General features: G+C 65.8%; 22 protein-coding genes. 9 read left to right on the top strand and 13 right to left on the bottom strand.

What is annotated here, in order from left to right:
- Positions 1-28: 28 nt before the first annotated feature.
- Positions 29-517: a hypothetical protein gene (locus J2Y49_RS06830; RefSeq protein WP_310113531.1), complete on the top strand. Its 489-nt coding sequence runs from the start codon at positions 29-31 to the stop codon at positions 515-517.
- 11 nt (positions 518-528) lie between these two features.
- Here the strand turns inward: J2Y49_RS06830 and J2Y49_RS06835 are convergent, their stop codons facing one another.
- Entirely contained in the window at positions 529-1155 is a 627-nt protein-coding gene (locus tag J2Y49_RS06835) for a GNAT family N-acetyltransferase (protein ID WP_310113533.1), read from the bottom strand.
- Between the two features lie 397 nt (positions 1156-1552).
- Between J2Y49_RS06835 and J2Y49_RS06840 the strand changes: the two genes are divergently transcribed.
- A complete protein-coding gene (locus J2Y49_RS06840) occupies positions 1553-1723 on the top strand; it encodes a hypothetical protein (RefSeq protein ID WP_310113535.1) in 171 nt (56 codons plus the stop codon).
- 113 nt (positions 1724-1836) lie between these two features.
- On the opposite strand, the gene J2Y49_RS06845 is transcribed toward J2Y49_RS06840, so the two are convergent.
- The 4 genes from J2Y49_RS06845 to J2Y49_RS06860 form a co-directional block, all read right to left on the bottom strand.
- Complete coding sequence (locus J2Y49_RS06845) at positions 1837-3183, bottom strand: globin-coupled sensor protein (RefSeq protein WP_149221702.1); 1347 nt, start codon at positions 3181-3183, stop codon at positions 1837-1839.
- Between the two features lie 364 nt (positions 3184-3547).
- Positions 3548-4438, bottom strand: a complete 891-nt coding sequence (rpoH, locus tag J2Y49_RS06850) for an RNA polymerase sigma factor RpoH (RefSeq protein WP_149221701.1) — start codon at positions 4436-4438, stop codon at positions 3548-3550.
- Between the two features lie 742 nt (positions 4439-5180).
- Complete coding sequence (locus tag J2Y49_RS06855) at positions 5181-5591, bottom strand: MucR family transcriptional regulator (RefSeq protein ID WP_310113538.1); 411 nt, start codon at positions 5589-5591, stop codon at positions 5181-5183.
- A 35-nt stretch (positions 5592-5626) separates the two neighbouring features.
- Positions 5627-5902 (bottom strand): HU family DNA-binding protein, encoded by a 276-nt coding sequence (locus tag J2Y49_RS06860; protein ID WP_012974184.1) that lies wholly within the window; start codon positions 5900-5902, stop codon positions 5627-5629.
- 478 nt (positions 5903-6380) lie between these two features.
- On the opposite strand from J2Y49_RS06860, the gene J2Y49_RS06865 reads away from it, so the two are divergent.
- A complete protein-coding gene (locus J2Y49_RS06865; RefSeq protein ID WP_310113545.1) occupies positions 6381-7364 on the top strand; it encodes a TerC family protein in 984 nt (327 codons plus the stop codon).
- A 50-nt stretch (positions 7365-7414) separates the two neighbouring features.
- Here the strand turns inward: J2Y49_RS06865 and J2Y49_RS06870 are convergent, their stop codons facing one another.
- The 6 genes from J2Y49_RS06870 to J2Y49_RS06895 all read right to left on the bottom strand — a co-directional run bounded on the left by J2Y49_RS06870 (position 7415) and on the right by J2Y49_RS06895 (position 13917).
- The gene (locus J2Y49_RS06870) at positions 7415-7873 is read right to left on the bottom strand and encodes a hypothetical protein (RefSeq protein ID WP_310113546.1); all 459 of its coding nucleotides are present in this window, start codon (positions 7871-7873) and stop codon (positions 7415-7417) included.
- A 1-nt stretch (position 7874) separates the two neighbouring features.
- Positions 7875-9827, bottom strand: a complete 1953-nt coding sequence (locus tag J2Y49_RS06875) for an acetoacetate--CoA ligase (RefSeq protein WP_310113547.1) — start codon at positions 9825-9827, stop codon at positions 7875-7877.
- A 235-nt stretch (positions 9828-10062) separates the two neighbouring features.
- The gene (gene plsY / locus J2Y49_RS06880; protein WP_409017803.1) at positions 10063-10662 is read right to left on the bottom strand and encodes a glycerol-3-phosphate 1-O-acyltransferase PlsY; all 600 of its coding nucleotides are present in this window, start codon (positions 10660-10662) and stop codon (positions 10063-10065) included.
- Between the two features lie 4 nt (positions 10663-10666).
- Positions 10667-11974, bottom strand: coding sequence for a dihydroorotase (locus J2Y49_RS06885; protein ID WP_310113550.1), 1308 nt, complete (start codon positions 11972-11974; stop codon positions 10667-10669).
- The gene (locus tag J2Y49_RS06890) at positions 11971-12948 is read right to left on the bottom strand and encodes an aspartate carbamoyltransferase catalytic subunit (protein WP_310113552.1); all 978 of its coding nucleotides are present in this window, start codon (positions 12946-12948) and stop codon (positions 11971-11973) included. The genes J2Y49_RS06885 and J2Y49_RS06890 overlap by 4 nt, the downstream gene beginning before the upstream one ends.
- A gap of 81 nt (positions 12949-13029) precedes the next feature.
- Positions 13030-13917, bottom strand: coding sequence for a transcriptional regulator GcvA (locus J2Y49_RS06895; RefSeq protein ID WP_310113553.1), 888 nt, complete (start codon positions 13915-13917; stop codon positions 13030-13032).
- Positions 13918-14087: 170 nt separating this feature from the next.
- Here J2Y49_RS06895 and J2Y49_RS06900 point away from each other — a divergent pair, with 170 nt between their 5' ends.
- The 6 genes from J2Y49_RS06900 to J2Y49_RS06925 all read left to right on the top strand — a co-directional run bounded on the left by J2Y49_RS06900 (position 14088) and on the right by J2Y49_RS06925 (position 18558).
- Complete coding sequence (locus J2Y49_RS06900) at positions 14088-14327, top strand: DUF1127 domain-containing protein (RefSeq protein WP_310113554.1); 240 nt, start codon at positions 14088-14090, stop codon at positions 14325-14327.
- A 4-nt stretch (positions 14328-14331) separates the two neighbouring features.
- Positions 14332-14802 (top strand): GFA family protein, encoded by a 471-nt coding sequence (locus tag J2Y49_RS06905; RefSeq protein WP_310113555.1) that lies wholly within the window; start codon positions 14332-14334, stop codon positions 14800-14802.
- Positions 14799-15242, top strand: coding sequence for a GFA family protein (locus tag J2Y49_RS06910; protein ID WP_310113557.1), 444 nt, complete (start codon positions 14799-14801; stop codon positions 15240-15242). The genes J2Y49_RS06905 and J2Y49_RS06910 overlap by 4 nt, the downstream gene beginning before the upstream one ends.
- A 178-nt stretch (positions 15243-15420) precedes the next feature.
- Entirely contained in the window at positions 15421-15780 is a 360-nt protein-coding gene (locus J2Y49_RS06915; RefSeq protein WP_310113559.1) for a cupredoxin domain-containing protein, read from the top strand.
- Positions 15781-15816: 36 nt separating this feature from the next.
- Positions 15817-16647, top strand: a complete 831-nt coding sequence (locus J2Y49_RS06920) for an FTR1 family protein (protein WP_310113561.1) — start codon at positions 15817-15819, stop codon at positions 16645-16647.
- 102 nt (positions 16648-16749) lie between these two features.
- A complete protein-coding gene (locus tag J2Y49_RS06925) occupies positions 16750-18558 on the top strand; it encodes a monovalent cation:proton antiporter-2 (CPA2) family protein (protein WP_310113562.1) in 1809 nt (602 codons plus the stop codon).
- Here J2Y49_RS06925 and J2Y49_RS06930 read toward each other — a convergent pair.
- Positions 18555-19352, bottom strand: a complete 798-nt coding sequence (locus tag J2Y49_RS06930; protein ID WP_310113563.1) for an ABC transporter ATP-binding protein — start codon at positions 19350-19352, stop codon at positions 18555-18557. The two genes, J2Y49_RS06925 and J2Y49_RS06930, sit on opposite strands and share 4 nt — an antisense overlap.
- Positions 19349-20257, bottom strand: coding sequence for an ABC transporter permease (locus J2Y49_RS06935; RefSeq protein WP_310113564.1), 909 nt, complete (start codon positions 20255-20257; stop codon positions 19349-19351). The genes J2Y49_RS06930 and J2Y49_RS06935 overlap by 4 nt, the downstream gene beginning before the upstream one ends.
- Positions 20258-20402: the final 145 nt, after the last annotated feature.

A 20402-nucleotide genomic window follows, 5' to 3' on the forward strand; every position in this document is an offset into this window, starting at 1 on the left:
GCACGCAACCGAACGAAGGAGCATCGGCATGTGCGGGACGGTGGGAGAAGGGCGGCCGTCGCCCTGGACGGTGACGGACCTGACGACGGCCGAACGGGCGCTGTTGACCGGCGTACGGCAGTGGTTCCGTGCCGGAACCGCAGGTGCGATGGCGTCGATGCGCATCGGTCTGAATGTCGCCGGCGTGCCGAACACTGCGCTGCTGCCGCTGTTCGCGCTGCTCGGCACCTTCGCCGTGTCGGGGGCCCGCAAGCCCGAGATCCGCTGCCCGGCCTGCAGCCGCATCAGTGCGGACGAGGCGGCCTTGCTCGACTCCCTGGCCGCGGTGCAGAACGGCGACGCAGAGGTCGCGGCGCAGTATCTCGACCGCTGGCTTCCGCTGGTCGCGCTGTGCATGGCAACCGACGCCATGCGCGAGTTGGGCGCCATCCTGGACGGCGCCCGCATCTATCTGCCGCGACGGCGGTCGGCCCGGTTGGTGCCGCTTTCGCCCGTTGCGGCGCTGGCGGCGGAATAACGTCGGATTTCCTAATCGGTGGCCAGGCGCAGGCTGCGGCCGCCTTGCGGCTTGGTGGCTTCCGCCATCCGTTTCTGCAAAAGCCACTGGTCGATGGCAACGCGGACCAGCCGGCCTTCCGGCGTGTGGTAGAGGAACTGTCCGCGTTCCCGGCCGCAATGTTCATATCCCAGCCGCTCGTAGAAGGGTAGAACCCCTGCATTGTCGCGGTCGACGCCCAGTTCCGCGAAGGGCACGCCGCGCTGGACCACCAGCCGTTCGGCCGCCCGCACCAACCGAACGCCGAGCCCAAGGCGCCGGAAAGGCTGGAACACACGCAACGCCCATAGCGTGGCCCGGCCGCTCTGCCGCTTGCGCAGGAAATCGATGCAGATCTGCCCTACGGGAAAGCCGTTGACGTCCGCCAGCAGCATCGCGCCGTCACCCCGCTCCTGAAGGCGAAAGGCCCCGGCGATGATTTCGCGGTGGGGCGAGTGCAGGCCATACCATTCCAGGGCCGGCAGGTCGTCCTGCTTTGCCGGTCGGATGGTCACCGGTAAGGCGAGCGTCGCATGGCCGTCCTCCTCGCCCGCTTCCGTCCCGAACCGCCCGTTGGCGCCCGTGCCGCTCGTTCCGGTGCGGCGGTGTGCTGTTGCCATGTGCCAATGCCTCGCAGGTGCTTTCCCGCTTTCGGTCGCCGCTTGGATCGCGGCCCTCGGTGACAACCTACACGGCGTGCCGTCGTTCCGACGCTGTGCGGTCGGGATAAGGCTTTTGGCTATGCCGGTGACGCAATCCCCGAGTGATAGAAGAATTCAATAAGCATAAAATTTATCATAAAAAATGAATTTCGAGGTAATGCGAGGCTTTGGAATGGAAATGGCACTTTCAGGGGAAGGATGTACTATGAAGCAGGCGCTAGGTTGAGTGACGCAAGTCTTATTGACGCGACGCGATGCTCTTTGATAACTGTTGAAGACCACGGGGATCTCCGTTCGAAAAATGAACTGGGTGGATTTTCTCTAAAATTTCGGCGATTGGGCGGGGGATAAGACAATGATGAGAATTGTGAATCTGGGACGGACCGGCATTTTCGTAGCGATGCGCGGCGGCAATCTCACCACCCTCGGCGGGCGCAGCCACTGGCGCAGCGCAGAAGAGGTTCGGCATGCCGCCCAGGCGGAAAACATCGCAGTCAGCGATTTCGTGGTTCGCACGCTGCCCTGATCGGCAGTCTCATCGCACTGTCGCCTTGCGCGACGGCGTGCACACAGGGAAAAGGGCGCGTTCAGCGGAACGCGCCCTTCTTCTTTTGGTGGGTCGGGCCGATTTGGTGTCGATCAGCCCGCGCGGACGCGGGCAAGGAAGCGATCCACCTCCGTCCGCAGGGTGGTTGACTGACGCGACAATTCGTTGGTCGCCTCCAAAACCTGTCTGGCCTCTTCACCGGCATTGTTGGCGGAGGCATTGACGGCGACGATCGTCTCGCTGACCTCGCGGGTGCCAATGGACGCCTGCTGAACGTTGCGGGCGATTTCCGTCGTGGCCGCGCCCTGTTCCTCCATTGCGGTGGCGATGGAGGTGGAGATTTCGTTGATGCGCGCGATGGTGCCGGAGATGGACCTGATGGCGCCAACGGCCTCCTGCGTAGCGCCCTGGACGGCGCCGATCTGGGAATTGATCTCCTCGGTCGCCTTGGCGGTTTGGTTGGCGAGGCTCTTGACCTCGCTCGCCACCACGGCGAAGCCCTTGCCGGCCTCGCCGGCGCGCGCCGCCTCGATCGTGGCGTTCAGGGCGAGCAGGTTCGTCTGGCTGGCGATGTCGTGAATCAGCTTCACCACCTGACCGATGCGGCTGGCCGCGTCGGCAAGCCCCTGCACCGTGGCGTTGGTCCGCTCGGCCTCGGTCATCGCAGCGTTGGCGATGGCGGCGGACTGCGTCACCTGATGGCTGATCTCGCCGATTGAGGCGGTCAGTTCTTCGGCCGCGGCCGCAACGGTCTGGATGTTGACGGACGCCTCTTCCGCGGCGGCGGCCACCTGGGTCGATTGCTCGCTGGTGGTTTCCGCGGTGCGGCTCATCGTCTGGGCGGTGCCCTGAAGCTGCTGTGCTGCACTAGCCACCGCTTGGACGACGCCCTTCACCTCCCGTTCGAAGCTGTCGGCGGTGCTGCCCAGCTCCCGCGCGATGATGGCCGCGGTGTTCAGGTCGATATAGACCGAGGTGGCGAGGTCCATGTCCAGGAACACTGCCTTGTTGATGGCCTGGAGCAGCTGCGACAGCTTTTCCGGCTTCTTGCGGTGGATCTGGGCAGCCAGTTCGATCAGCTTGTTCAGCGTGAAGCAATAGGCACCGGTATACCAGCGTGGCTCCAGCCCGATGCGCTGATGCGTCTGGCCGATCTTCAGGACCTGATTGACGTAGGCCTCGTCGAAGGTGCCGGTGAAGACATTGCGCAGCCAGTGCTGCTTCTGCAGGTCCCGCGCGCGGCCGGTCACCGCCGGGTTCACCAGCATGGGGGCGACCTGCGGGACCGTGTGGAGATAGCCGTAGAACTCCTCCAGAATCTGATCGATCCGTTGCGCCAGATAGGGCTGGAATTCGCGAAGCGTTGCCTTCGTCGCCTCGTCGATGCGCAGGAAGGTGATGCGGTCAATGATCGACTGAGTCTGGGCAGCGTGCGACATGGAGCCCCTCTCCCATTTGAGATATGACGAGCGTACTAAGAATTGCCAAAATTGCAAACTTTCCCGCGAGCGGCACATCATGCGCAGGCACTCGCATCTTTGAACCAGTCACTTTGTCGCAGAACCTCTACCGCGGGTAATCAAGCGTCGTGACGGCCCCCACGGGTGTCGGCTTATTGCTCGGCATCGGAAAGAAAAAAGCCGGCGGAGCCCAAGGGCGCCGCCGGCTTGCAGGTTGACAGGTCTGGAGGCAACAGGCGGGCCACAGCCCGCGGGAGCGATGCGGCAGAGTCCGTCCGGATGGCCGGTGCCGCATGAGGCCCGTCCGGAGCGGAGCCCGCGCCGGACGGGAAACGCGGTGGGATCAGGCCACCATCGGGGTGGCCGGCCGGCGCAGGGCCTGGGCGGCGCTGAGCACGGCCTTCTGAAGCTTCTCGAATGCCCGCACTTCGATCTGGCGAACGCGTTCACGCGACACCGAGAATTGCTGGCTCAGCGCTTCGAGGGTCGACGGATCGTCCTTCAGGCGGCGCTCGAAGAGGATGCGGCGTTCACGCGCGTCCAGCCGGTCCAGGGCCTGGCCGACAAGCCGGCGGCGCAGCGCCAACTCGTCCGCTTCCGCCAGCATGGTGTCCTGCGTGGGGCGGTCGTCCGCCAGCAGTTCAAGCCAGTTGGTCTCGCCGTCGGTCGACAGGGTGGCGTCGAGCGAGCTGTCGTTGGCGGCGAGGCGGCGGTTCATCTCCACCACTTCGGTTTCCGGTACGTCCAGTTCGGCGGCGATGGTCGCCACCGTCTCCGGCGACAGGTCGCCCTGCTCCAGCTCGGCCATCTGGCTCTTCAGCCGGCGGAGGTTGAAGAACAGCTTCTTCTGTGCAGCGGTGGTGCCCATCTTCACCAGCGACCAGCTGTGCAGGATGTATTCCTGGATAGCGGCGCGGATCCACCAGGTGGCATAGGTGGCGAAGCGGAAGCCGCGCTGGGGATCGAACTTCTGGGCGGCCTGCATCAGGCCGACATTCCCCTCGGCCACCAGATCGACCAGCGGCAGGCCGTAGCCACCGAAGCCGCGGGCGATCTTGATCACCAAGCGGAGATGGCTGCCCACGAGCTGCTCCAGCGCCTGGGGGCTGCCGCGCTCCCGCCAAGCGATGGCGAGGTCGCGCTCCACGTCCGGCGCCAGGATGGGGAAGCGCTTGGATTCCTCGATGTAGCGGGTCAGGCTGGCGCTTTCACCGGTCAGCAGTTTCTTCAGCACGCGAATGCCTCCTCTCCAACGCTTCACGGGGCAGCCCGCAATCGGGGCCGGCCCCTGTCGGGACCCATGGCAGGGATCGCCTTTGAGGCGATGAACCAACGGCGGACTATGGCGCGAACGTAGGAATAACGTCCGTCGATCCGACCTTAGCTGTTGTGGGGTTTGTATTTTGCCCGGTGTCTCAAGGAACTGCGTCCTTTTGACAATGTTAATGTGGCCGCGGATTTGCGGCGGATCAAGCCGGGAAAGGGCATGTTCCGGGTGTTTTTCGGCGTATACCCAGGCTCTTCTTCCACCCGCACCGGCAGTCTGGGAGAGGAGTCAATCCTATGACCCCTGACGTTCAGCCGGGTGACGTTCGGGCGGTCGCTCCTCTTCCGATCGGCCGGCACATGTCCGGGCGGACTGCCGTCGATATGCCGCACCCGCGAAATGGATCGGCTGCAGGTCAGCCGGCGGTGCGGAAGGCAACTATGCCTCTGCGGTGAGGATGGTGATAGGACCGCCCGTGGTCCCTCAACCATACCGGAACCCTAGATGGGAAGGCCGATCCGCTTCGCCACCCGAACATTGGTCATAGGACGTCGGGACCGACTGGAGGTAAGCCGGGGGAGGGCATGCCAACGGTTCGAAGCTTGCGGTTCACTTGCACCCTCGACGTTGGTCCTGGCCGGCGCATACGAAAAAAGGCGCGCCCGGCTGAGCGCGCCTTTTTCAAAGCTCATGCGGATGAAGACCGGAGTTACTCGGCCGCCGCACGCTTGCGGCCGAGGCCGAGCTTGGTCGCCATTTCCGAACGGGCCTTGGCATAGTTCGGCGCGACCATGGGGTATTCGGCCGGCAGTCCCCACTTGGCGCGGTATTCGTCCGGCGTCATGTCATAGACGGTCTTCAGATGCCGCTTCAGCATCTTCAGCTTCTTCCCGTCTTCCAGGCAGACGATGTATTCCGGCGTGACCGATTTCTTGATCGCGACCGCCGGAACCAACTCGGCCTTCGCCTGGGTCGGCTTGTCCTCGCCCAGATTGCGGAAAGCCACTTGGACGCTGTTGATCAGCGTGGGCAGGTCGTGGACCGGCACCGAGTTATTGCCGACATAGGCGGCAACGACCTTGGCGGTCAGCGATTGCAGTTCGGTTTGATCGATGGACATGGCTGCGCTCCCCCTGGGACGTGGTTGCGTGCGTATCAGCCGTTCACCAGATCGCGCAGCTGCTTGGCCGGCTTGAACTTCGGAGCCTTGGAAGCGGCGATCGCCACGACTTCGCCGGTGCGGGGGTTGCGGCCTTCACGGGCGGCGCGCTCGGCCACCTCGAAAATGCCGAAACCGGCCAGGCGCACATCTTCGCCGCGGCCCAGCGCGCCGGAGATGCCCTCGAACACCGCCTGAACGACCTTGGCCGCGTCGGCCTTCTTGATGCCGGCGTTGGTGGCGACGGTTTCGATCAGTTCGGCCTGGTTCATGCAAAACTCCATTTGGTCGGTTTGGTTTCGGTTTTTCGGAGTTATTGGCAGAACGGCACCATCCGCACAAGAGCGAACACAGATTGGGCAACCATCGGTGTTTTTCTTGCGCGACATTCGTTCCCGATCTGTGGCGGCATTGCATCAAGCGCCGAGTCCCGGAGCCGCCAAAGCCTCTGCAGCCGCAGTTTTCCGCGTCCGCGCCCCTGTGCGGCGCCCATAGGCGCGCCATGGCCGCCGCGACTCGCCGAAGGTCGGCATCCGTTGAATTTCAATGACGTCAAAGAGTGTCCGGTCCAGCTTTGCTCAATATGCAAAAACTCAGTCTTCCACCATCTTGACCGCGGCAACGGCGACACCATCTGCCAGAAAGTTCGGGTCCGGGTCCCTCTGGCGACCGAGGCGTCGGTCGTGATGTCGGAACCGCTTGATTTCACCGCTGACGCAGCGTCATCAAGTGGGTCTTGCTATGGATGGTATGTTTGCGATGGTTTTCCTCGAATTTTTGGGAAAACCAATCTGGATTTGGCTTATTTTCATCGGCGTGGTGCTGACGCTTCTGGTTCTGGATCTGGGTGTTCTGAACCGTCGCGACCATGTCATCGGCGTAGGCGAAAGCCTGAAGCTGTCGGCCTTCTACATCGCGGTCGCCATGCTGTTCGGCGGTTGGGTCTGGTACTCGATGGGCTCGGAGGCAGGCCTTCAGTACTACACGGGCTTCTTCGTCGAGAAGAGCCTGTCACTGGACAACGTCTTCGTCATCTCGCTGATCTTCAGCTACTTCGCAGTACCGCGCGAACTTCAGCATCGCGTGCTGTTCTGGGGTATCCTGGGCGTCATCGTGCTGCGCGGCCTGATGATCGGCGCCGGCGCCGCCCTGGTTTCGGAGTTCCATTGGGTCCTCTATCTCTTCGGCGCCTTCCTGGTGCTGACCGGCATCAAGATGCTGTTCGCGAAGGACGAGGAAACCGACTTCGGCGAGAATGCCGCCCTCCGCTTTCTGAAACGCCATATCCGGGTAACCGACCGCTTCCATGGCCATCACTTCATCGTGAAGGAGCCGAGTGGTCCGGGCGGTGCGCTGCGCTGGGCCGCCACCCCGCTTCTGCTGGCCCTGATCATGGTGGAACTGGCCGACCTCGTCTTCGCTGTCGACAGCGTGCCGGCGATCTTCGCCATCACCACCGATCCGTATCTGGTCTACACCAGCAACATCTTTGCCATCCTCGGCCTGCGTGCTCTGTATTTCGCCCTGGCGGCGATGGTCCATCGCTTCCGCTACCTGAAATACGCGCTGGCTCTGGTGCTGGTGTTCATCGGCGGCAAGATCTTCTACACGCAGTTCTTCGGCAAGCCCGACCCGCTGATCGCGCTGGGCGTCACCTTCGCCCTGATCGGTGGCGGTGTTCTGGTGTCGCTATATAAGACAAGCCGCGAGACCAAGGCCGCGGCCGCAGAGTAAGCTTGCGGAAAGGATGGGGGCGGCACGCCGGTGCCGCCCCTTTTTCCTTTTCAGAACCCAAGCTGGATCAACTCCGCGATGCTGTCGGGCGCATTGCGATGAAGGATGAAGCGGCCGCCGGCCGTTTCCCAGGGATCGCGGGCCTTCTCGCGGTCATCGACGAGGACGGCGCCGGGGTTGGCATAGCGGGGCTTGTCGCGGGCCATGCAGGTGATGGCCGGCACGTCGGCCCCCAGCATGCGGGCGACCCAGCGCTTCTTCTGTTCGGGCGCCCAGCTGCCGAGCGGCAGGCCGGTGAGGATGGTCGGCCGATGGGGAGCGCAGAACTGCCAAAGCTCCTGCGCGTCATGCATGAACTCCAGCGTGCCGAAGAAGTCGGAGTGGCGGGACAATGCCCGCCACATCTCCTTCATCGGCAGCTGTTCTGGCCGCTTGCCGGTTACCGCGATGACGCCGCGGTCGAAATCGGCCAATACCCCGTCCAGGTCGAGGAACAGCTTTACCGCCACGTCACGCCCCATTCAGTTCGGCGCGCTCGCGGAACTCGTCGAGGGCTTGCGGGTTCGACAGCGCCTCCGTGTTCTTGATCGGTCGGCCATGGACGGCGTCGCGCACCGCCAGCTCCGTGATCTTGCCGGACCGGGTGCGGGGAATGTCGGTGACCTGCACGATCTTCGCCGGCACATGGCGGGGGGAGCAATTGTCCTTGATCCGCTTGCGGATGGTCGCCGCCAGCGCCTCGTCCAGTGTCATGCCTTCGCGCAGGACGACGAACAGAACGACGCGCACATCGCCGTCCCATTCCTGGCCGATGCAGACCGCCTCCATGATCTCCGGCAGTTGTTCCACCTGGCGGTAGATCTCCGCCGTGCCGATGCGCACGCCGCCGGGGTTCAGCACCGCGTCCGAGCGGCCGTAGATCACCCAGCCGCCATGCTCCGTCTGCTCGATGAAATCACCATGGACCCAGATGTTGGGGAAGCGGTCGAAATAGGCAGAGCGGTACTTGGACCCGTCGGGATCGGCCCAGAAGCCGATGGGCATGCTGGGGAAGGGGCGGGTGCAGACCAGTTCGCCCTTCTCGCCGCGCACTGCGACGCCGTTGTCGTCGAACGCCTCCACCGCCATCCCGAGGCCGCGCGTCTGGATCTCGCCCTTCCAGACCGGGGCGATCGGATTGCCGAGCACGAAGCAGGACATGATGTCGGTGCCGCCGCTGATCGAGGCGAGATGGATATCCTGCTTGATGGAGCGATAGACGAACTCGAAATTCTCCGGCATCAGCGGCGAGCCGGTGGAGGCCAGGGCGCGGACGCTTGCGAGTGAGTGGGTCTTCGCCGGCTCCAGCCCGGATTTCTCCAGCGACTGGATGAACTTGGCCGAGGTGCCGAACAGCGTCACCTGCTCCGCATCCGCATAGTCGAACAGGATGTTGCCGCTGGGGGCGAAGGGCGAACCGTCATAGAGAACCAGCGTCGTGCCGCTGGCCAGACCGGTCACCAGCCAGTTCCACATCATCCAGCCGCAGGTGGTGAAATAGAACAGCCGGTCGCCGCGCTTCAGGTCGCAGTGCAGCCGGTGTTCCTTGACATGCTGAAGGATGGTGCCGCCGGTCCCATGGACGATGCACTTTGGCTTTCCGGTGGTGCCGGAGGAATAGAGGATGAAGAGCGGATGGTCGAAGTCGACCCGTTCGAAGGTCGGCTCGGCCACCGGATAGGGCGCCATGAAATCCTGCAGGCCGACGGCACCCGGGATACCTGAGACGTCCGGCGTCTTGTCGACATAGGGCACGATCACCGTGGCGACGACAGTCGGCAGGTCCTTCAGGACTTCGGCCACCTTGGCGCGGACATCGTGGCTCTTGCCGTTGTACCAGTAGGCGTCGGGGGCGAAGACCACCTTCGGTTCGATCTGGCCGAAGCGGTCGGTGATGCCCTGTATGCCGAAATCGGGCGAGCACGAGGACCAGACCGCCCCCAAACTGGTGGTGGCGATCATCGCCGCCAGCGTTTCCGGCATGTTGGGCATGATGGCGGCGACCCGGTCGCCCTTGCCGACACCCTTGGCCTTCAGCGCCTGCTGCAGGCGGGAAACGGTGGCCTTCAGTTCCGCCCCGCTCCAGCGGTACTTCACCTTGTCCTCGCCCCAGAACACGACGGCATTCTCATCGAGCGCACCGGCCAGCAGGTTCTCGGCATAGCTGAGGCTTGCTTCTGGGAACCAGCGGGCACCGGGCATCTTGTCGCCGTCCAGCAGATCGACGCTGCCGAGGTCGCCGGTCAGCCCGGCCCACTCCCACAAAAAGCGCCAGAACCGCTCCTTCTCCGCGATCGACCAGTTGTAGAGCGCGTCGTAATCGTCCAGCCGCAGTCCGAAGCGCGCATTCGCCGCCTCGCGGAAGGCGGTCAGGTTGGCCTGCGCGATGCGCTCCTCATTCGGGCTCCACAGCGGAGTGTCCATTCTCGGTTCCCTCAGCGTCTCGTTATCCACCGGCGTCAGCGGCCGGCTCGCCTGCCGGGTTGTTGGTTCGTATCCCGGATTGCCGTGCAGCATAACGCATGGCCGCACCGGTTGTCTTTCCCCCGGTGGGCGAAATGGGGCAGGGGTCGCCTCACGGCAAGCGGAACGAAATCAACGGGCTACAAACGAAAGCGGCGGGGAGTTTCCTCCCCGCCGCCGCTGTCGCGCCTTTCGTTCAGGCCGCCTTCTTTTTGCCGGAACCGATCTTCGGTTCCTCGCCCTTCAGAAGGCGGCGAATGTTCGCTTCGTGACGGATGAAGACCAGTACGGCGATGAACAAGGAGAGGCCGGCGACCAGCGGCCCGCCGAAATACCAGCCGGTCAACGGGCTGATGCCCAGCGCCGTCAGAGCCGACAGCGACGAGATTCGGAACAGGGCCGCCATCACCAGCCAGGTCAGGCAGGCGAGCAGACCGACCGGCCATGAAATCGCCAGCAGAACGCCGATCGCCGTCGCCACGCCCTTGCCACCCTTGAAGCCCAGCCAGACCGGAAAGCTGTGGCCCAGCATGGCACCGCCAGCGGCCAGCACCGCCGCTTCGGGACCGGCCCACCACAGGGCCAGCAGGGCCGCGATGGCGCCCTTGCCGCTGTCCAGCAGCAGGGTCGCCAGTGCCAGCGGCTTGTTGCCCGTGCGCAGCACATTGGTGGCGCCGATGTTGCCGGAACCGATCTGGCGGATGTCGCCCAGCCCGGCCAGCCGGGTCAGAACAAGCCCGAAAGGGATCGAGCCCAGCAGGTAGCCCAGCAGGGCGGCAAGCACGAGGGTAAGCACCGGATCAGTCCTCCGCCTGCCAGACGGTGCGGCCATCCACGATGGTGCGCAGCGGCCGGCCCTGGACCGGGCGGTTCTCGAAGGGCGAGTTCTTCGACTTCGACTTGAAGCGGCCGACGTCGATCTGCCAGGGAACATCCAGGTCGAAGGCGACCAGATCGGCCGGCCCGCCCTTCACGATGCGGCCGACGGCCAGATCGAGGATCGCTGCCGGGTTGGACGTGACGCAGGCCAGCGCCTTCAGCAGCGGCATCTTGCCCTTGTGCACCAGTTCCAGCGCCAGCGGGAACAGCGTTTCCAGCCCGATCACGCCGGGGGCGGCCTGGGCGAAGGGCAGGCGCTTCTGATCCTGGTCCTGCGGCACATGGTCGGACGCGATGGCGTCGATGGTGCCGTCGGCCAGACCCTCGACGATGGCCCGGCGGTCCATCTCGCCACGCAACGGCGGCGACACCTTGGCGTAGGTTCGGTAATCGCCGACGTCGGTCTCGGTCAGGGCGAAGTAATGCGGGGCGGTGTCGCATGTCACCTTAAGCCCGCGTGCCTTGGCGCGGCGGATCAGGTCGACCGACTCTGACGTGGTGACGTGAGCGAAATGCAGGCGTCCGCCGGTCAGCTCGGCCAGCCGCAGGTCGCGCTCTATCATGATGATCTCGGCTTCGCGCGGGATGCCGACGAGGCCCAGGCGGGTGGCGATCTCACCGGAGTTCATCATGCCGCCCGCGGCCAACGACGGCTCTTCCGGGTGTTGGACGATCAGCTTGCCGAAGGTCTTGGCATAGCTGAGCGCCCGGCGCATCGTCTTGGCGCTGACGATGGCCTTGGTGCCGTCGGTGAAGGCGACCGCGCCGGCTTGGCCCAGCAGCCCCATCTCGGTGATTTCCTTGCCTTCGGTGCCGCGTGTGGCGGAGCCGTAGGCGAAGACCTTGACCAGCTTCACCTCGCGGGCGCGCCGCGCGATGAACTCCAGCCCGGCGACCTCGTCCAGCACCGGGTCGGTGTTGGGCAGCAGCGCCATGGCGGTGATGCCGCCGGCCGCCGCGGCGCGGGACGCGCTCTTGATCGTGTCCTTCTCTTCCTCGCCCGGTTCGCCGATCAGCACGCGCATGTCGACAAGGCCGGGGGCGAGGCACTGGCCGGCGAGATCGACGACCTCGGCCCCCTCGGGCGTGGAATCGCTGAACAGGCCGGGACCGAAATCGGCGATGGTCTCACCATCGATCAGCAGGTCGGCGCGCTGGTCCAGACCGGTTGCCGGATCCAGCAGGCGGGCGTTGCGGTAGACGACACCGGCATTCATCGGCGCACTCATCGGGCGACTCCCGCAAGGTCGGACTGGCGGCGTTCGCGGGTCAGCAGGTCGAGCACGGCCATGCGCACGGCCACGCCCAATTCCACCTGATCGAGGATCATGGAGCGCTTGAGATCGTCGGCGACCTCCGAATCGATCTCGACACCGCGGTTCATCGGGCCCGGATGCATGATGACCGCGTCGGGCTTCGCCACTTCCAGCTTCTCGTAATCGAGGCCGTAGAAATAGAAATACTCGCGGGTGGACGGGACATACTGGCCGCTCATCCGCTCGGTCTGCAGGCGCAGCATCATCACGACGTCGGCGTCGCGCAGGCCGGTCTTCATCGAATGATGGACCTCGACGCCCAGCCGCTCGATCTGCGAGGGCAGCAGGGTCGGCGGCGCCACGCAGCGCACCCGCGCCCCCATGGCGTTCAGCAGGTGGATGTTAGAGCGCGCGACGCGGCTGTGCAGGATGTCGCCGCAGATCGCCACGATCAGCCCGTCCAGCCGGCCCAGGCGGCGGCGGATCGCCAGCGCGTCCAGCAGGGCCTGGGTCGGGTGTTCGTGGTGGCCGTCGCCGGCATTGATGACGGAGCAGTTGACCTTGTCGGCCAGCAGCTTGACCGCGCCCGAATCGGCGTGGCGCACCACCAGCGCGTCCAGGTGCATGGCGTTCAGCGTCATCGCCGTGTCGATCAGGGTCTCGCCCTTCTTCACCGAACTGCTGTCGGTCGACATGTTGATCACGTCGGCGCCCAGCCGCTTTCCGGCCAGCTCGAAGCTGGTGCGGGTGCGGGTGGAGTTCTCGAAGAACAGGTTCACCTGCGTGCGGCCGTCCAACAGGTTGGACTTCTTCACGGGGCGGCGGTTCTGCTCGACATAGCCATCGGCGAGGTCGAGAATCTGGGTGATCTCGCCGGCCCGCAGCCCCTCGATACCGAGGAGATGGCGGTGCGGGAAGACCGTGTCGGGGGACGGGTTCGCGCTCATGGGCGCGGACTATAGGAGCGGTCCGGCATGCCCGCAAGCCGTTCAAGACGGCGGCTTGATGCAGGACTATTGCTGCGACTTTCAGCCCGTCCCGGCCTCTTCGAACAGCCAGTCGCGGAAGGCCTTCACCTTGGGCCGGGAAAAGTAATGCGGCGGCGCCACCACGTAATAGGCAAGGCTTCCCGGGAGCCGCACCTCGAACAGGCGGGCCAGCCGTCCGGCGGCGACGTCGTCCGCCACCAGCACCCCGCGGGCCAGCGCGATTCCATGTCCGTTGATCGCCGCCTGCAGCGTAAATGACGAGTCATCGAATCGCAGGCCGCGCTCGGTGTCCACCCCATCGATTCCCGCCGCCCGGCACCACACCGCCCAGGAGATGTTGTAATCGTCGTGCAGAAGCGTGTGGTGCCGCAGATCCTCCGGATTGACCAGCGGGCGGTCGCCGGCAAGCAGCGACGGGTGGCCGACCGGGAAGATATCCTCCGTCAGCAGCCGCTCCACCCGCAGGTCGGGCCACAGCCCGTTGCCGAAACGGATCGCCAGATCGACATCGTGGCGGGCGAAATCCACCACCTGTGCGGTGCTGTGCACCCGCACGTCCATTTCCGGATGACGCTTCTGGAAGCGCATCAGCCGCGGCACCAGCCATTTCGACGCGAAGCTCGGCATGGTGGAGATGGTCAGCGTTCCGCTGCTGTCGGCGCGGATCAGACGGTCGGTCGCCTGGGACAGGGTGTCCATCGCCTCGCGCACCGGCGGCAGGTAGCTCTGCCCGGCCTCGGTCAAGGCCAGCGCCCGGTTCATTCGGCGAAACAGCGGTAATCCGAGCCATTCCTCCAGCGCCTTGATCTGGTGGCTGACGGCGGCCTGCGTCACATGCAGCTCATCCGCGGCTTTTGTGAAGGAAAGATGGCGCGCGGCGGCTTCGAAGGCGCGCAGCGCATTCAGCGGGGGCAGGCGGCGGGACATGCGGAGGGGGACCGGAGAGTGGTTTCGGATTAGCTGAACTAATCGATTCTATGAGAAACCGTCGTTTGTCGGCAAGCGGCCTCTGCCCCATCCTCAACTCCACAAGCAAGACACACGAACCGGAGCGGCGAGGCGGATGCCCCGCTCCCTTTCCCGGAGGAGACCGGATCATGGCAAAGGCTACGCAGTCGTTCCTCTCCAGCACCGACCTGTCCCACCGCGCTCCGGCCCAGGAGGGCAAGGGTGCCGGTCAATGGATGATCAGCCTGTTCGACCGCTTCGCGACCTGGAGCGAGCGGCGGCGCCAACGTCGGGCGCTGGAGGCTCTGCCCGACCATCTGCTGTCCGACATCGGCATCTCCCGCGCCGATGCGGACCAGGAAGCCCATAAGCCCTTCTGGCAGGGCTGACCCCATGGCCGGCGCGTCGAACGCCGTGACGGAGCGAGGCGGGGAGGGGGATCGGGTCTGGACCGGCGGATGCCTGTGCGGTGGCGTGCGCTATGCCATCGATGTCCGGCCGGAACCGATCTCCTTCTGCCGCTGTGCCCAGTGCCGCCGCCAGCACAGCCATGTCGGCGCCTATACCGGAATGCCGCGTGCGGCGTTGCGTCTGCTCAACGACGCGACGCTGACGTGGTACGCCTCTTCCAGCCGGGCACGCCGCGGCTTTTGCACGTGTTGCGGTGCAGGGTTGTTCTGGGAGGCGCTGGACCAGGACCCGGCGGAAGGCGAACCGCGCATCACAGTGACCGCCGGCAGCCTGGACGATGCGGCGGGTCTGCGGGTTGATCGGCACATCTTCGTCGACCACAAGGGCGCCTATTACGACATCGGCGACGACGGTGTCGAACGCCGGACCAGCACGGGAGAGGTCGTGGCATGAGCGGCAGCGGGATTGGGCGGGAAGGCAGCGGAGGGCAGCGGCCGGGGCTGTCCGGCGGTTGCCTGTGCGGCGGCGTGCGGTTCCTGCTGGCCGAGCGGCCGGATGGGGTGGTCAACTGTCATTGCGGGCAGTGCCGTCGCTTCCACGGCCATATCGGCGCCTACATCACCGTTCCGCGCGACACTGTCATCTTCGACGCGGCGGAAACATTGACATGGTACCGCTCGTCGGACTTCGCGGAGCGGGGCTTCTGCGGCCGTTGCGGATCCTCCCTGTTCTGGAAGGGCGACGGCAAGTCCGAGATCGAAATCGCCGCCGGCAGCCTGGACCAGCCGACCGGATTGAAGACTCTCCGCCACGGCTATGTCGAGGGCAAGGCCGATTACTATGAGATCACCGACGGGCTGGAGCAGTTTCCCGGCTCGTCCGAAGTCGAATAACGATACGTCGTCACGGGTGAACCGGTGAAGGGCATGGGCGGCCGCTTCCACGATGGATGCGCGTTTCCGTCGCAGGTGCGTTGCAGCATCCGCGGGAGCCTTTTGTTTGACCCTCGGTGGGTGGGGTGAGAATGATTTTCACAAGCAATGCCCCTTCCAGCCCCAAGGTCTTCCGCGAATGCGCCGTCCATCGCTGCTGTCCGCTGCCTGCGCCGCCCTTTGCACCATCGCCCTAACCGGTGCCGTGCTGATCCCCGCCGGTGCCGCACGCGCCGACGACGTGGTGACCATCGTCATCAAGGACCACAAATTCGAACCGGCGGAGGTGAAGATCCCCGCCAACAAGCGCGTGACCCTGCTGGTCGACAACCAGGACGCCACATCCGAGGAGTTCGAAAGCAACGAGATGAAGGTCGAGAAGATCGTCGGCGGGCGCAAGCAGATCAAGGTGATGGTCGGCCCGCTGAAGCCCGGGCGCTATCCCTTCTTCGGCGAGTTCCACGAAGCGACGGCGCAGGGCGCCGTGATCGCCGAGTGACGCGGACCTGACCGCCTGAAAGTCCCGGAGACGACCATGCTCGCCAGTCTGATCATTGTATTTCGCGAGGTACTCGAAGCGGGCCTCATCGTCGGCATCGTGTTGGCCGCGACCCAGGGAGTCGTCGGGCGCTGGCGCTGGATTGCGCTCGGCATCGTCAGCGGCATCGTCGGCTCCTGCGTTGTCGCCGCCTTCGCCGATGCCATCAGCGCGCTGTTCGCCGACACCGGGCAGGAGCTGTTCAATGCCGGCGTCCTTCTGATCGCGGTGGTGATGCTGGCTTGGCACAATGCCTGGATGGCGCAGCACGGCCGCGAACTGGCGCGCGACATGAAGGCCGTCGGCCATGCGGTGCGGAGCGGCGAGAAATCGTTGGCGGCGCTGGCGATCGTCATCGGTGTCGCGGTGCTGCGCGAAGGGTCGGAGGTCGTGCTGTTCCTGACCGGCATCCTGGCATCGGAAGAGGGGGGCATCGCCACCGTCGCCGCCGGCGGGCTGGGCGGCATGGCGCTGGGCGCGCTGGTGTCCGTGCTCCTCTATGCCGGACTGGTGCAGATCCCGACGCGCCACCTTTTCTCCACCACCACATGGCTCCTGACGCTGCTGGCAGCCGGCATGGCCGCCACGGCGGTCAATTTCCTGGCGCAGGCCGGCATCCTGATGGCTGGCGGCACCATCCTGTGGGACAGTTCCGGCATCCTGCGTGACAAAAGCCTGATCGGGCAGGCCCTGCATGTGCTGGTCGGCTATACCGACCGCCCGACCGAGGCGCAGCTGGTCGCCTATGTCGCCGTGGTCGCGGGAATTCTGCTGCTGACCCGCTGGGCGGCCCGCGGATCCTCCCGTGTGACCAGCCCTGTCCGGTGATTCAATAGACACAAGGTATAGCGGGGCGGACGGTTAAGCGTCTGGTGCCGGCCGTTGAAATCACGCCATAGTCCCCCGGGTGACAGACGAACGGCGGGGGACATGGCGGAACTGGTGACGTTGGTTGTGCTGCTGGCGGCGATGGTGGTCGCCGTGCCGGTGGCAAAGCGGTTCGGGTTCGGCGCGCCGCTCGGCTATCTTGCCGCCGGTCTTGCCGTGGGGCCCGCAGGTCTGGGGCTGGTCACCAATGTGTCGGCAATCGCCCATGCCTCGGAACTCGGCGTCGTGATGCTGCTGTTCCTGATCGGGCTGGAGCTGAGGCCGGCCCGCCTGTGGGTGATGCGCAAATCGGTGCTGGGGCTGGGCGGGGCGCAGGTTGCGGTCACCGGTGCCGTCATCGCGGGGTTGTGCGGCTGGGGCCTGGGTCTGGCTTGGCCGACGGCGGTGGTGCTGGGCTTCGGCTTCGCCCTGTCCTCCACTGCCATGGCTCTGCCGATGATGGCGGAGCGCGGCCTGCTGGCCAACCAGTCGGGCCGCAATGCCTTTTCCGTCCTGCTGTTCCAGGATCTCGCCATCATCCCGGCCGTGGCCCTGCTGCCATTGCTGGGCAACGGCACCGTGCCGCAGGCCGACGGCGCGTGGCTGGCGGTCGGCAAGGCGGCGGTTGCCGTGGTCGTCGTGCTGATCGGTGGACGGTTTCTACTGCGCCCGATCTTCCGTGCGGTCGACCGGGCCGGCGCACCGGAGATCTTCACCGCCACCGCCCTGCTGATCGTCATCGGCACCGCCGTGCTGATCCAGGAGGCCGGGCTGTCCATGTCGCTGGGCGCCTTCATGGCCGGCGTGTTGCTGTCCGACTCCGAATACCGGCACGAGGTGCAGGCGGATATCGAGCCGTTCGAAGGCCTGCTGCTCGGCCTGTTTTTCGTTTCGGTGGGGATGGGCGCCGACATCCCGGCCTTGCTCGAGCACCCGATCCTCTTCCTCGGCCTCGCCCTGGTGCTACTGCTGGTGAAGGGGCTGGTGATGATGGTGCTCGCCCGCATCGCCGGAGTGCCCTGGGCCGGCGCGATGCGGATGGCGACGGTGCTGAGTCAGGGCGGCGAGTTCGGCTTCGTGCTGTTCGGGCTGGCGGTCGCCGGTGGGACGATGGCGGGGGAACAGGCGTCGGCTGCCATGCTGGTGGTGACGCTGTCCATGCTGGCGACACCCTTCCTGTTCGCGGCGGAAGAGCGCTGGCTCGCGCCTCGGTTGATGATGGCGAAGCCGAAGCGGCCATTCGATTCCCTGCCCGACGACAACCCGCGGGTCATCATCTGCGGCTTCGGCCGGGTGGGGCAGGTGGTCGGCCGCGTGCTGCGGATGCGCGGCATTCCCTTCACCGCGTTGGAGCAGAGCGCCGCCCAGGTCGATTTCGTCCGCAAGTTCGGCAGCCAAGCCTATTACGGCGATCCGACCCGGGTGGAGCTTCTGCGCGCCGCCGGGGCCGATAAGGCCAAAATCCTGGTGGTGGCATTGGAGGACATGGAGCAGTCGCTGCGCGTGGTGGAGATGGCGAAGCGCCATTTCCCCAACCTGACCATCTTCGCCCGGGCCCGCAACCGCCGCCATGTCCACCATCTGATGGACCGCGGCGTCACTCACATCGTGCGCGAGACCTTCGATTCCAGCCTGCGCCTGACCGGCGACGTGCTGCGCCAGATGGGGTTGGCGGAAGGGGAAGTGTCGCGGACGCTCGAGACCTTCCGCGCCCATGACGAACGCACCCTGGTCCGCCAGCACGCCGTCCACAATGACGAGACCAAGCTGATCCAAAGCTCCCGCGATGCCGCGGCGGAGCTTCTGTCGCTGTTCGAGGCGGACCGGGAGGACGATGTGGACGGCGAAGCCAAGGCGAAGGCAAAGGTTTAGCCGATCAGCAGGCTGTCGTCGCTGATCTCCACCCCGCCGCGCTGCTTGGCGAACAGCGCCAGCAGATGCGGGACGTCCAGGCCGGCGCGCTCGTCGCCGGCCACGTCCAGCACGACGCGGCCCTCGTGCAGCATCAGCGTGCGGTCGCCATAGTCCAGTGCCTGCCGCATGGAATGGGTGACCATCAGCGTGGTCAGCCGGTTGTCGCGGACGATGCGCCGGGTCAGGTCCAACACGAAGTCGGCGGTGGCGGGATCGAGGGCGGCGGTGTGCTCGTCCAGCAGCAGGATCTTGGACCCGGCCAGCGTCGCCATCAGCAGGCTGACCGCCTGACGCTGGCCGCCCGACAGCAGCCCCATGCGGTCGTGCAGCCGATTCTCCAGCCCGAGGCCGAGTGCAGCGATGCGGTCGCGGAAGCCCCGGCGGCGGTCGCTGCCCAATGCTAGGCCCAGGCCGCGGCGGCGTCCGCGGGCGGCGGCGAGCGCCATGTTCTCCTCGATGGTCAGGGCGGCGCAACTGCCGGCCATCGGATCCTGGAAGACGCGGGCGACCAGACCGGCCCGGCGCGGCGTGTCCCAGCGGGTGACGTCGGTGCCGTCGATGGAGATGCGCCCCTGCTCCGCCAGCACGTCGCCGGCCAGCGAGCCGAGGAAGGTCGATTTGCCGGCCCCGTTGGAGCCGATGACGGTGACGAACTCGCCCTCGGGGATGGTCAGGTCGATGCCGCGCAGCGCGTGCTTCTCCAGCGGCGTGCCGCGGCCGAAGGTGACGTGGATGTCCTCGACGATGATCATTTGGCGGCACTCGGATTGCGGGGGGCGCCGCGGGACGCCTTGGCCTTCAGGCGCGGCAGGATCAGGGCGACGGCGACCAGCACCGCGGTCACCAGATTGAGGTCGGAGGCCTGCAGGCCGATGCTGTCGGCCGACAGCGCCACCTGCACCGCCAGACGATAGAGGATGGACCCGGCGACGCAGCCGATCAGCGCCAGCGCCAGGGCGCGGGCGGGCAGCACCGTCTCGCCGACGATCACGGCGGCGAGGCCGACCACGATGGTGCCGATGCCGGTGGTGACGTCGGCGAAGCCGTTGGTCTGCGCGAACAGCGCGCCGGCCAGCCCGGTGAGCCCGTTGGACAGGGCGATGCCGGCATAGACATGGGCGTCGGTGTCGACACCTTGGGCGCGCGCCATCCGGGCGTTGACGCCGGTCGCCCGCATCGCCAGCCCGAACTCGCTGGCCAGGAAGCGGGCCAGCAGCAGGACCACCACCGCCACGATGACGCCGACCACCAGCGGACGGACGATATGGTCCGGAATGCCGAGCCCGTAGAAGGGGGTCAGCACCGTGTCCTGCATCAGCAGCGCCACGTTCGGCCGCCCCATCACCCGCAGATTGACGGAGAACAGCGCGATCATCGTCAGGATGCTGGCGAGCAGGTGCAGGATCTTGAAGCGTACGTTCAGCGTCGCCGTGACCAGCCCGGCCACCGCGCCGGCCAGCGCCGCGGCGAGGCTGGCAAGCCAGGGATTGACCCCGGAGATCAGCAGCACCGCGCAGACGGCCGCGCCCAGGGGGAAGCTTCCGTCCACCGTCAGGTCGGGGAAGTCCAGGATGCGGAAGGACAGATAGACGCCGATGGCGACCAGCGCATAGACGAGGCCGATCTCGATGGCGCCGAAGAGGGCGATTTCGGTCATTGCGGTGCTTTGTGGAGGGCTTAGTGGAGGAGTATTGCCCCCACCCCGACCCTCCCCCGCTCTCAGCGGACCTTCGGTCCGCCTGTCGCGTCAGCACAAAGCGAAGCTTTGTGCGAGAGCTGGGCGGGGGAGGGGGCAGGATGCT

The organism is Azospirillum sp. BE72 (assembly GCF_031455875.1).
Lineage (GTDB): Bacteria > Pseudomonadota > Alphaproteobacteria > Azospirillales > Azospirillaceae > Azospirillum.